The sequence below is a fragment of the Sporosarcina sp. BP05 genome, from assembly GCF_014282005.1.
Lineage (GTDB): Bacteria > Bacillota > Bacilli > Bacillales_A > Planococcaceae > Sporosarcina.
Genome location: NZ_JACFTD010000002.1, coordinates 506,653 through 519,890 on the forward strand (window position 1 = coordinate 506,653; position 13,238 = coordinate 519,890).

At 42.4% G+C, this 13,238-nt stretch carries 8 protein-coding genes; 7 read left to right on the forward strand and 1 reads right to left on the reverse strand.

Going from position 1 to position 13,238, the window contains the following annotated elements:
• Positions 1–200: 200 nt before the first annotated feature.
• A complete protein-coding gene (locus H2672_RS04265) occupies positions 201–1,772 on the reverse strand; it encodes a two-component system sensor histidine kinase NtrB (RefSeq protein ID WP_186669361.1) in 1,572 nt (523 codons plus the stop codon).
• A gap of 93 nt (positions 1,773–1,865) precedes the next feature.
• Between H2672_RS04265 and H2672_RS04270 the strand changes: the two genes are divergently transcribed.
• The 7 genes from H2672_RS04270 to H2672_RS04300 all read left to right on the forward strand — a co-directional run bounded on the left by H2672_RS04270 (position 1,866) and on the right by H2672_RS04300 (position 13,120).
• The gene (locus H2672_RS04270; RefSeq protein WP_186669362.1) at positions 1,866–2,918 is read left to right on the forward strand and encodes a M42 family metallopeptidase; all 1,053 of its coding nucleotides are present in this window, start codon (positions 1,866–1,868) and stop codon (positions 2,916–2,918) included.
• A 13-nt stretch (positions 2,919–2,931) separates the two neighbouring features.
• A complete protein-coding gene (locus H2672_RS04275; protein WP_186669363.1) occupies positions 2,932–4,422 on the forward strand; it encodes a UDP-N-acetylmuramoyl-L-alanyl-D-glutamate--2,6-diaminopimelate ligase in 1,491 nt (496 codons plus the stop codon).
• 262 nt (positions 4,423–4,684) lie between these two features.
• On the forward strand, positions 4,685–5,191 hold the full coding sequence (locus tag H2672_RS04280) for a hypothetical protein (protein WP_186669365.1): 507 nt from the start codon (positions 4,685–4,687) through the stop codon (positions 5,189–5,191).
• Positions 5,192–5,570: 379 nt separating this feature from the next.
• A complete protein-coding gene (locus tag H2672_RS04285) occupies positions 5,571–7,145 on the forward strand; it encodes a peptide chain release factor 3 (RefSeq protein ID WP_186669367.1) in 1,575 nt (524 codons plus the stop codon).
• Positions 7,146–7,511: 366 nt separating this feature from the next.
• Positions 7,512–10,577, forward strand: coding sequence for an efflux RND transporter permease subunit (locus tag H2672_RS04290; protein WP_186669369.1), 3,066 nt, complete (start codon positions 7,512–7,514; stop codon positions 10,575–10,577).
• 454 nt (positions 10,578–11,031) lie between these two features.
• Positions 11,032–12,120, forward strand: coding sequence for an SDR family oxidoreductase (locus H2672_RS04295; protein WP_186669371.1), 1,089 nt, complete (start codon positions 11,032–11,034; stop codon positions 12,118–12,120).
• 244 nt (positions 12,121–12,364) lie between these two features.
• The gene (locus H2672_RS04300; RefSeq protein ID WP_186669373.1) at positions 12,365–13,120 is read left to right on the forward strand and encodes a TerC family protein; all 756 of its coding nucleotides are present in this window, start codon (positions 12,365–12,367) and stop codon (positions 13,118–13,120) included.
• Positions 13,121–13,238 lie beyond the last annotated feature (118 nt).

Here is a 13,238-nt window from a genome sequence, read left to right on the forward strand (position 1 = left end):
GGCGGTTTTCTAATTGTCTAGGAAATTATAAAATCTCGTACTGTGGATTAGTTGTAACGTAGAGATTTTACGTCTAGACTTCAGCGCCTAGCCCCTGGACCCACACGACGTGGGTCATGCAGCTGTTGCGACAGGATGTCGCGATCCTAAGCTGCCTTCCAGCGCTAGTCGGGGCTGAACAGGCGCTTGCGCTTTTGTTCTCATTTATATAGTGGAAGTATAATCGTTGTTTCGGTTCCATGATTTTTTTTGCTGTTCACGGTTATCGTTCCGCCTTGATCGACGATGATTTTTTTGGTAATGAGCATCCCGAGGCCTGTACCTTCCGTTTTCGTCGTGTAAAATGGTTCAAATAAATTTTTAATTGTTTCAGGATCCATTCCAGGACCGTTATCGCGAATGAGGATTGAAACCACTTCGTCTTGGAATGTGACAATGATAGTGATCATGCCGTTTTTTTCAATCGCTTCATATGAATTTTTGAGTACGTTCATGAAGACTTGTTTCATACCGTCTTCATTACCCTTAAAAATTGCATTGTTTTCAGGAATCTGAACATCGAAGAAAATTGATCGATTTATAAATTCCGTTTCGAATATCGATACTATATCCCGTAGTGACTTTTCGATGTAGAACTCAGTTGAGTTTTTCAGGTTCGGTTTGGATAGGACGAGAAACTCGCTGACTATCAAATCCACACGGTTTATTTCGCTATACATAATTTCGGTGTATGCGCGATAAGGATTAGAAGGATCGTTGTTCATTATCTGTACGAATCCTGAAATTGACGTCATCGGGTTGCGTACTTCATGGGCAACACTTGCTGCAATCTCACCAATTGCTTTTAGTTTTTCTGTTTCGATTTTAAGTTGTTCGGCTTGTATTTTAAGTGTGATGTCGCGTGCAATGAAGGATGTGGCGACCAATTTCTTCTCGACATCATAGATGGGCGCTAATGTCAGTTCAGCATCAAATATAGTACCATCTTTCCTCATTTCTTTCGTCCGTAGGAAATGATAACTTTTTCCATCCATTAGATTTTGGGTCCTCTCGGATGTCATTGCATCTTCGGATAAAGGGAATAGTCGCGGCGAACGCCCAATGCATTCCTCACGCTTCCAGCCATACATTTTTTCAAACGCAGGATTGATAGCGGCAATGTTCTGGTCTAGGTCGAACATGACAATTGCGTCTTCTGAATGCTCAATAAAAAGGTCGAGATAGCTTTCTCTAGATGTAAGTAAAACATCCAATTTCTTGTTTTCCTTAAAGATATTGTTCCATTCAGGTGTGATTCTGAAAGTATACAGTAGGCAAAGGACCACTGCCAAGCTAAAAATGAAAGCTATATTGGGGAGTAATTGAGCTTGATCCACAGATCTATAAATTGGACTGAATAAGTAGAATAAAACAAACACTTCTATACCCGTCATGACCATAATCAGTATGTTTAACCAGGTGATATTGTAGATTGCCACTAAGGCGACAGGGAAGATAAGATAAAATAAGTGTAGTAAATCAGGATTTACTAAGTTTGCAATAAATAGATATATAATGTACCCAATTATTAGGGGGATTCGAAAAGTAAAAGAATTCATCCCTGATTTATAAAGGACAAGCAGCACGGTAACGATGAACAATCCGATAAGGGCTGAAATCATTGCGCTATAAAAACCTAAAAAGAGTGAAGTGAAAAGATGTACGATGACGCTAGTGGTAAAAAAAAGTATAATGAACATGTTACGAGAATGGACGACTGTCGAATTTTTCATAAGGCACCTCATTGAATTCTCATTATACTTATCATACATGATTCCGGGTAGGTATAGAACGACATATTTCGACGAGGGAGAGGGGAAATAGAGATGACAACAAAATTTGATGAAAAACGTATTGTTGAACTACTTAAAAGGCTTGTTGAAACACCAAGTCCATCAGGTTATACGGAGAAAGTGATGCAGCTAATAGCTAAGGAACTCGATGAAATCGGCGTGACACATAAGAAAACAAACAAAGGAGCCATCATTGCAACGCTTGAGGGAGCGGATTCAACGCGCCATCGTCTGCTTACAGCACATACGGACACACTTGGCGCGATGGTGAAAGAAGTTAAAAGTAACGGTCGCCTGAAGTTGACGATGATTGGCGGCTTTAATTGGAATGCGGTTGAAGGGGAATACTGTCTTATTCATACAGCGTCAGGGAAAGAAGTACGTGGAACAATCCTAATGCATCAGACTACGGTTCATGTTTATAAAAACGCTGGTACCGCAGAACGAAGCGCGGAAAATATCGAAGTGCGTATTGACGAGAAAGTAACCGATGCAGCGGGAACACGTGCACTAGGTATTGAAGTGGGCGATTTTGTATCATTTGATCCGCGTTTTGAAGCGACGGACAGCGGTTTCATTAAGTCTCGTCATCTTGACGATAAAGCGAGTACGGCACTCTTGCTTGGACTAATTCGTTCATTGAAAGAGGAAGAGGTTAAACTTCCACATACGACGCATTTCTATATTTCTAACAATGAAGAAATCGGGTATGGGGGTAACTCTAATATTCCAGTAGAGACTGTTGAGTATATCGCGGTCGATATGGGGGCGATTGGTGATGGACAAACCTCGGATGAATATACAGTGTCGATTTGTGCGAAAGATTCAAGCGGGCCATACCATTATGCGTTGACACAGCATTTGACGGGCCTTTGCAAAGAGGGTAACATTCCGTTTAAACTTGATATTTACCCGTTTTACGGTTCAGACGCATCTGCTGCAATCCGAGCGGGCTTTGACGTGAAACATGCTTTATTTGGTCCAGGCATCGAATCATCACATGCATTGGAACGGACACATATCGATTCACTAAAAGCATCAGCACAGTTGCTTCACGCATACGTAACTTCAGCAATGATGGACTGAACGGAGGGTTATAATGAAAACAGAAAAGTTGCTTTCAATGTTGCCGGTAAAACAGGTAATTGGGGTCGTCCCTCCAACTGTGACGGATATCGCGATTGATTCACGCGCGGTGAATGCAGGAGGAATTTTCGTATGTATCGAAGGATTTACAGTGGATGGTCATAATTACGTTGGAAAAGCAGTGGAGAATGGAGCGAGGGTTATCGTTGCTTCGAAGCCAGTCGATGTCAATTTGGATAAAGTCGCGGTCGTTATGGTTGAAAATACGTCACGGGCCATCAGTTTATTGGCGTCCCGTTTTTACGATTATCCATCGAAGCGGATGACGATGATTGGTGTGACGGGCACGAACGGCAAGACGAGTGTTAGTGGCATCATACAAGCGATTCTTCAGCGAGCGGGTGAGAAATCTGCCGTTACCGGAACAATCGGTTTCGATTTGGATGGAACTCTTTATGGGACTGAGAACACGACGGCTGATGTATTGACAACACAAGGGATGATTGCTCGAGCGGTGGAAGAAGGATGTACAACGATGACAATGGAGGTATCTTCACATGGACTAGTGGAAGGTCGTCTAGCTGGTACCGAATTCGATATCGCTGTTTTTACAAATCTAACGCATGATCATCTCGATTTCCATGGCACGATGGACAATTATGGACAAGCGAAGGGACTGTTGTTCTCGCAGCTTGGACAAGACTTAGAGAAGCGTAAGTTTGCTATCGTCAATGCAGATGATGAGTGGAGCAATAAGTTGTTGGAAATGACGTCTTATCCAGTTTTCACATACGGCATCCGAAATAAAGCAGTCTTTCGTGGATCAGAGATTGAGTTACGGGCAAATGGTACGACATTCAGGCTTACTGCGCCCGATGGTGAATTCCGGGTTGACATGAGCCTCATTGGTGAATTCAGTGTCTATAATGCGCTCGCGGTCATCGCTACTTTGTATGCAAAAGGAATGATGACTGAAGATGTCATTAACTATTTAGGGAAGATTTCAGCCGTCAAAGGGCGAATGGAACAAGTACCGACAGAATTGCCGATTACAATGTATGTCGATTATGCACATTCACCTGATGCCATTGAAAAAGCGATTGATGCAGTCCTTCCTTATAAGAAGGAAGGAAGTCGTCTAATCTTCGTAATTGGAACCGGCGGCAACCGTGATCGGATAAAACGTCCGATTATGGCCGAAAAAGCATCCGTCGCAGATTATGTAATCTTAACGACGGACGATCCGCGAGACGAGCCGTATGAATCCATACTTTCAGAATTGGAAGCGGGTATGAAGCATGATCAGTATGCATGTATAGGTGATCGGACGGAAGCAGTGCGCCATGCGATAGCGGTTGCAAATCCTGAAGACATCATCATATTTGCAGGGAAAGGCCATGAAGATTATCAAATTATTGGCTCTGTGAAATATCCGCATTCGGACGCAGAAATTGCGTTGGAAGAGGCAGAAAAGAAATTTGGTACAGGGTTAGTTGAAAAATGACTTGGAAAGGGAGTCGTCCTGTTGTGGGACGGCTCTTTATTTATTATACTTCACCCTTCTTCATTCTTTATCCAAGACAAGGTGCTACTACTTTTCTAAAGAAAGGTCGTTTCACTGTTGTTGAAAACATATTATGATTGTCTACCCAAATAAGTCATACCCACTAAACCCTTTTCGGAAACATGGTGTATTTCACCTGAAATCTATTTAATTCTTTGGGTTTAAATCCTATTAAAAAACTAATTAAGGAGCTGTCGGATTTGTGGAACGCTTTGTATTAAATTTGGCATTTTACTCCATGCCGAAGTCTTTGATTTCCAACTCGGGTGAGGATTACATTATTTTCACCAATAAAGATATTGATAAAGCTTTAAGGGCGCAAAGTACATTCCATTTTAATCGTGGCGATTTTAACTTTTTTAGTCAATATGGTACAGCTAGCTATTCGTATTGGTGTCAATCCTTTTGTTTAACGAAAGAGGAAATAGAATGGTGCAATGATAGCCATGATTTAGCAATTGCCATTTTATTTGATAAGTTGAGGCTGAATTTACAAGTGGATGGAGTAACAGCTGGTAAAATAAAAAATGTCGACCAGCAATTTGATTGCAGATGTCAGATAGAACTTTTTTTCCCGGACGATAATCGAGCAATGTTTAAGCTACGTAGGATTGATTTGAATTGGATGGCAGACATGCATCTTGATTTTGAATTTAGAGTGTTAATTGATCCATTACTGGGTGGATTTAGAAAACAAAGTTTTCTGTAGAGGTGGGAAAGAATGCTTAAAAGCGGGTGTGCAATAGAAGGAACCTGCTTTCAACTGGAAATGGTTGAGGGGGTTCCTTTTTGTATGATGAAAATGCCAACCGGTGTCTATCCGTATTACCTAGATTAAACCCCGATTTATGTCCTCCCGCAACACAGTTTTGCTCCATAGCGATTGGGAATGCTATACCTATGTATATTGAGCGAAGGCGCCTTACAGGGGCAGCTTATGGCGGGAGTCATCCCCTAAGCTTCGGAGCAGCTTTAAGGGTATTCTTTAATTCAACATATATAGTTACTAAATTCTGATGAAAAACTGTTGAAATCCTCACCCATAGTGTCTATGCTAAGAAAAGCAGAACAGAAGGAGACAATATATAATGGAAAAACCAATACATGAAGAAATTGCATCCCGCCGGACGTTTGCAATTATTTCTCACCCGGATGCCGGGAAAACAACAATCACAGAAAAACTACTCTATTTCGGCGGTGCAATCCGCGATGCCGGAACAGTAAAAGGGAAGAAATCAGGAAAATTCGCAACTTCTGACTGGATGGAAATTGAGAAGCAACGTGGAATTTCGGTAACATCATCCGTCATGCAATTCGATTACGATGGTAAGCGTGTTAACATCCTAGATACACCCGGACACGAAGATTTCAGTGAAGACACATACCGTACACTTATGGCTGTCGATGCGGCTGTCATGATGGTCGACTCAGCAAAAGGAATTGAGCCACAAACGATTAAATTATTCAAAGTATGCCGTATGCGTGGGATTCCAATCTTCACGTTCATTAATAAAATGGACCGTCAAGGTAAAGAACCACTCGAATTGATGGAAGAGTTGGAAGAAGTACTTGGCATCCAGTCTTACGCGATGAACTGGCCGATTGGGATGGGTAAGGAATTCCTAGGCATTTACGATCGTTTTAATCACCGTGTTGAACAGGTACGGGTCGACGATGATAAACGTTTTCTTGCGATAAACGAAGACGGAGGGCTTGCAGAACCACATCCGATGATGGAAACATCCTATTATAAGCAAGCGCTCGAGGACGTTCTACTTCTTAACGAAGCAGGCAATGATTTTGATGAAGAGAAAATAGCAATTGGCGAACTGACGCCTGTATTTTTCGGCAGTGCGTTGACAAACTTTGGTGTTCAGACGTTCTTGGAAACGTTTTTACAGTTTTCACCACCACCACAACCACGAATAACAAAAGATAAAACGGAAATCGATCCGTATTCGGAAGAGTTTTCAGGATTTATCTTTAAAATTCAAGCAAATATGAACCCGATGCACCGTGACCGTATTGCATTCGTCCGTATTGTCTCTGGTAAGTTCGAACGCGGGATGACTGTAACTGTCCCGCGTATTTCAAGGACATTTAAACTGACACAGACAACGCAGTTTCTTGCGGATGATCGTGAAATAGTGGAGGAGGCTGTTGCTGGTGATATTATCGGTCTTCACGATACAGGTAACTACCAAATCGGGGATACTGTAATCGGTGGTAAATCGAACTTCCTATTCGATGCGCTGCCACAGTTTACACCGGAGCTCTTTGTTCGGGTGACAGCGAAAAACGTTATGAAATCTAAGCATTTCCATAAAGGAATTCTTCAGCTTGTGCAAGAGGGAGCGATTCAATATTACCGGACGCTCCATACTGAGGAAGTACTTCTTGGTGCAGTTGGTCAACTTCAATTCGAAGTATTCGAGCATCGGATGAAGAATGAGTATAACGTTGAAGTGCGCATGGAGCATGTCGGTTCGAAAGTTGCACGCTGGATTGTTAACGAAAGCGACGTCAATGAATCAATGGCAGGGCAACGTGCAATGCTTGTTAAAGATCGCCACGACAAACGTGTATTCCTATTTGAAAACGATTTTGCGATGCGTTGGTTCCATGATAAGTATCCGGAAATCGAGTTATATAGCCTATTATAATACCCAAACCCGACAAGACGGTTCATCCGTCCTGTCGGGTTTTCTTAGCTAGTAGACGTTCTTATTTGTAGTCGCCTCCATCTTTCATTATGATTAATGAAATGAAGCTTTTGGAAAGATAAGAAATTATAAGTTTTTTCTACTTGGGTCGTTGTCTAGACTCCAGGCGCCAACCCCTCGGAGGCTCGCAGGATGTGAGTTGCGCAGCCGTTGCCGCAGGACGCGCCGCATTTAGGCTGGGTTCCTTGAAAGCCGTTTTGCTGTGGGGGCTGAAATTCGCCTCCTAGTGCTTGCAAGGATGCAGGTATGCAGTCGTTGCGACAGGACGTCGCCTTCCGCTTTTTCAAATAAGAAAGGAACGTGTATATGAAAATTAGTGATTTTTCTATAAAAAGGCCTGTTTTTACGATTGTCATTATGTTTCTTATCATCATTTTGGGGGCAGTGTCATTCTTTCGTATTCCGGTGACGCTTATACCAGAATTGAACCCGCCGATTGCTGTCGTTGTGACAAGTTATCCAGGTGCATCTCCCACTGAAGTGAGCGAGAAACTAACAAAACCACTTGAAGCGAGTCTTTCGACTGCGCCCGGATTGAAATCGATGCAATCCACCTCTCAAGAAGGCGCCAATTTCATCTTACTTATGTTTGACTGGTCAACGAAAATCGATGAGGTCCAGCTCGATATTATGCAAAGGGTCGATCAGGTTCCAATCCCGGAAGGTGCGACTAAACCGCGTTTTATGAAATTTGATCCGTCGCAGTTCCCGGTTATTCAATTGTCACTACGTACAACAGCGGAAGATACAGATATCCGGAAAATTGCGGATCAGCTGGAAACTGAATTACGCCGGACGAAAGGTGTAGCAAGTGTTTCCGTTTCGGGTCAATTGATAGAAGAAGTGCAAATCACTGTGGATCAGAGAAAACTTGTAGCGAACGGCCTTGAACAAGCTGATATCGTTAAAATGATTCAAGCAAATAATGTGTCTATGCCTGGTGAACCAATTAAAACGACAGCTGGCAAGCAACTTACAACCCGTATTATCAGTACATTGACGACCATATCTGATATTCGAAGTATCACGGTTGGTGCGAATCCGTTGAATGGCGTTGCAGTAACAATCGCTGATGTGGCAGATGTGGCACTTGTAGAGGCGGAGTCCGCCACAGAAACACGTGCAAATGACCAGCAGGCTGTTCTGATGTCTGTATTGCAAGAATCTGGTGCGAATACAGCGGATGTCTCGACCGCCTTCAAAGAGGCTCTTGACAACCTGTTGGGAAAAGAAGAATTCAAAGGTGTAGCGTCAGATATTTTATTTGACCAAGGGGATTACGTAAAACTAGCCATAGGAAATATTGGCCAGTCACTTATTTTAGGCGGTATTTTCGCCATGCTTGTGTTGTTCTTCTTCCTGCGTGGCATAAAAAGCCCAATTATTATTGGTATTGCCATTCCATATTCGGTAATCGTGACATTCGTCCTTATGTATTTTGCTGATTTCTCGCTTAATATTATGACTCTTGGTGCACTTGCGCTTGGAATTGGAATGCTAGTCGATAACTCGATTGTTGTTATTGAAAATATCGAACGTCATCTCGATATGGGGAAGGATCCGCAAGTAGCGGCCTCTGATGGTTCAAAGGAAATTGGTGGTGCCATCATTGCGTCAACGTTAACAACGCTAGCTGTTTTTGTCCCAGTTATTTTCATCAGCGGCCTAATCGGACAGATTTTCACAGAATTTGCTTTGACGATTTCCTTTAGCTTATTTGCCTCTCTTGTCGTTGCTTTGACGGTTGTACCCATGTTGGCGAGCCGTATGCTAAAGAAATCGACGAAAAATGTAGCAGCGCGGAGACGCCGTTCAAAAGGGTTGAATAACTTTGAACGTTCGGTGAAATGGGCACTGAAACATCGTGCTGTCGTCCTGTTAGCTACACTAATTGTGCTGGTGTTAAGCAGTTTTGCTTTAACCAAGGTCGGGACAGAATTTTTGCCAGCGACTGACGAGGGGTTTGTCAGCATTACGGTGAAGTTACCGAATGGTTCATCTTCAGCTGCGACAGATGAAGTAGTAAAACGAATTGAAGCGAAATTGAAAGCTGAGCATGATGTGGAAGTATACGTTAGTCTTATTGGTGGAACGCAACAGGATATCGCGCAAGGTACTTCTAAAGCAAATATTGCAGAAATATCCGTGAAACTAGTCCCACTCGCAGATAGGGAACGTTCGATTTTTAAATTCGTAGATGATGTCCAACCCGATGTATTGAAAACTGTCGGAGACGCTGCGAAAATTGGTTTCGTTATGCAGACAGCAGCGGGTTCAAGTCCGAATACTTTGACGTTCTCATTGAAAGATACTGATGAAGCACGCCTGAATAATGCGGTTACGAAATTAAACAGTGAACTGGTCGAACTTGATTCTGTAACAGAAGTGACAAATAATCTTCAAAATACTGTTCAAGAGATCCAAATTGAAGTGGACCGCCAAAAAGCATCTGACAAAGGATTGGCGCCTTATCAAATTGCACAGACAGTAAACAGCGTTACACGGGGGTCGTTGGCCACGCAGATTATTGGGGAAAACGACGAAGTGTTCGCTGTCTATGTGAAATACGATAAGAAATTCCGTAACAGTATGAATCAGTTGAAAAAATTGAAACTCCGTGCCCCAGCAGGTACATTTGTGACACTTGGGGAAGTTGCTAAAATCGAAATTGCGGAAGGACCCGTTTCTATCCAACGAGTCGATCAAGCACACTCTGTTACATTTAATCTGAAATATGAATCGTCCCAGTCACTTGGCGATATGACGGCTAAAGTGAATGATACGATTGACGGGCTTAAGTTACCGAAGGAAATTGAACTTACATTTGGCGGTGATCGGGAGCTTTTTGAAAGTGCAATCGATGACATGATCATGGCGATATTACTAGCTGTTGTGCTTGTTTACATTGTCATGGCTGCGCAGTTCGAATCGTTCAAATACCCATTCGTTATTATGTTCTCTGTACCGCTTATGATTATCGGGGTAGCGCTAGGTCTCTTCCTGACGAGTACGCCAATCAGTGTTACAGCGATAATCGGGATTCTCGTCCTTGTTGGGATTGTGGTCAACAACGGGATTGTCCTGGTTGACTATATTAATCAACGAAAAGAAGCGGGGCTCAGCTCATATGACGCTATTGTTGCTTCGGCTAGGGATCGGTTACGTCCAATCCTCATGACGGCACTGACGACCATTCTTGGCTTGCTACCACTTGCCCTGGGAATTGGTGAAGGGACTGAGATGAATCAGCCGATGGGAATTGCAGTTATCGGTGGATTACTTAGTTCGACCTTGTTGACGCTGTATATTGTACCAATCATTTATAGCTTATTTGATCGACAAACGAGAAAACGTGCAGTCGAAAGTGAATAACCGTAGAGCCTCCCTTTCTTAGGGAGGTTCTTTTTGAATTGAGTCCGGTGCTGGCTGCTGCCATAAATTTAAAGAATCAACTAGTCCTGGAAATTGTAATCAAGGTATATATTGACTATATAGATTGAAATTTTGAATTTCGCATGTGAATCCAGCATAGCCTTTTCTATTCAGTGTGAGGTGCATTTACTTGTATGATTACTGTAAAGTGCACAGAAATTATACAAACCTAACCCTTCGCTGTTTGGCTTGCTGCCACAATTCGAAGGGCACGAATGGTGTCAGTGACTGGCACGTCGCATTTTTATCCATTCTACTAGTGACTGCTTTATCTACGGAAAGTTAGCGCTGTAGCGAATGCAATGAAGTTCTTTATTCCAACATATATAATGAACGGAATACTCTTTTAATTATTTTTCTCTAATGCTACACTACTGAAATAAGGGGGGATTATATGCGGACTCATTTTTTTACAGGCTTTCCAGGATTCATAGCTACGCAATTGATAAAAGAATTGGTACGTGCTGGAGACGTGGAAAAGGTATACGTAGTAGTTCAATCCAGTCAAGCTGATCTTGCAAAGGAAAAAGCCACATCTATTATGAAAGAGATGAATGTGGCATTCCCATTTGAAATTCTGGTCGGGGATATAACGCAACCAGGGCTTGGGATGGCGCAGAAGATAAGTAGTGATTTACATGAGAAAAGGCTAACTGTCTGGCATCTCGCCGCCATATATGATCTCGCGGTCAAGGCTGAAATTGCTTGGCAAGTAAATGTTGAAGGGACGAGACGAGTGATTGAATTCGTCCAGAATCATCCTTCTATCGAACGTTTTATGTATTTTAGTACAGCGTATGTTGCAGGGAAACGGGAAGGCAGGTTGCTTGAAACTGAGCTGATTCGTCCGTCTTCTTTTAAAAATCATTATGAAGAAACCAAATTTGAAGCGGAACTACTTGTAGAAGAATTGAAGAAGGATGGTGCTGTGACAATTATCCGCCCTGGAATTGTCCGTGGTCACTCCAAAACGGGAGAAACGATTAAGTTTGACGGTCCATATTTTTTTATGAATATGATTGACAAATTGCGATGGATGCCAATTATTCCTTATGTGGGAAAAACGAAGGCATGCATAAATGTTGTACCGGTTGACTATATAATCGACGCTTCCGTGTATTTATCCAATCACGAAGAGGCTGCTGGTAAAACAGTCCACTTAACGGATCCTTCACCGCACCCGATTGAAGAAATTTACAGCGCAATGGTCGTTGAATTGACTGGGAAAAAGCCTAAAGGCAGATTGCCACGGCTCTTTGCTGAAAAAGGCCTTGCTTCGATTCGTATGCAGCGCAGATTGGGTGTTGAGGCGGAGACATTGGCTTACATGATGTGGGATGCAACATTCGATACGACAGTTGCAGAGGCGCTACTGAAAGGAAGCGGCATACAGTGTGCTGATTTTCTGGAGTCGATTCCATCCATGACCGCTTTTTATGAAGAAAATAAGAAAAATAGCGATTATCATATAAAAATCGGGTAATTCCACATATACTTTTTGGCCAACTATGGTATAATCAAACAAAAGAACCCGAACTTAATAACTTTTGACTTTACGTCAAGGGGGAGTAGCTATAGGGAAACCTATTTCATAGTCGTCAATACATGGCTTTTGCCATCGGTTATGATAGCTGGATTTTTGCAAAAACAAAATTCCGACTTAGCGAGACCTTTGCCTTTTATTAGGTGAGGGTCTCTTTTGTTTTGCAAAAATAGGAGGAATCGATTTGGAAGCAATATTATTGGAATATGCATGGGTACTCGTTGTACTTATTGTACTAGAAGGATTACTGGCAGCAGATAACGCTGTTGTCATGGCTGTAATGGTCAAGCATTTACCGCGTGAACAACAGCGGAAAGCGCTTTTTTACGGATTGTTGGGAGCGTTTGTCTTCCGTTTTGCAGCATTGTTCATGATAACAATCCTTGTGAACATTTGGCAAATTCAAGCAATTGGTGCAATATACCTTTTGTTCATTTCCATTAAGAGCATTTTGGATCAGCGGAAAAATGAGGAATCACATCCGGACGCTAAAAAACGTAAGCAGTCCGGTTTCTGGATGACAGTTGTAAAAGTAGAACTTGCGGATATCGCATTTGCACTCGATTCCATGCTTGCGGCTGTTGCGCTTGCTGTAACGTTACCGAAGCTTGGTAACTTCGACATAGGTGGCATTAACGGCGGACAGTTCACGGTCATGCTCTTAGGTGGTATTATTGGCTTAGTCATCATGCGTTTTGCTGCACGTCAATTCGTTGGTCTTTTGCAAAAGTTTCCCTCGTTGGAAACGGCAGCATTTCTAATTGTCGGGTGGGTCGGTGTCAAACTGTCTGTTCTTACACTGTCACATCCAGGCTTGGGTATCCTTAATGAAAGCTTCCCACATTCAACTTTATGGCAAGTAACATTTTGGATAGTTCTTGTTGGTATTGCACTAAGTGGTTATTTGGTTGGGGTTAGAAATAACAGAAAGAAAGCATAATATGAAAAGTGGCCGTGTAATTGCACGGCTGTTTTTTATTTAGTTCAAAGTTCTTCCTTTCCTTTTTAAGTGGACTTCTCTAAAATAGGTACGACACCCTATCAGTGGTGAAAGGAAT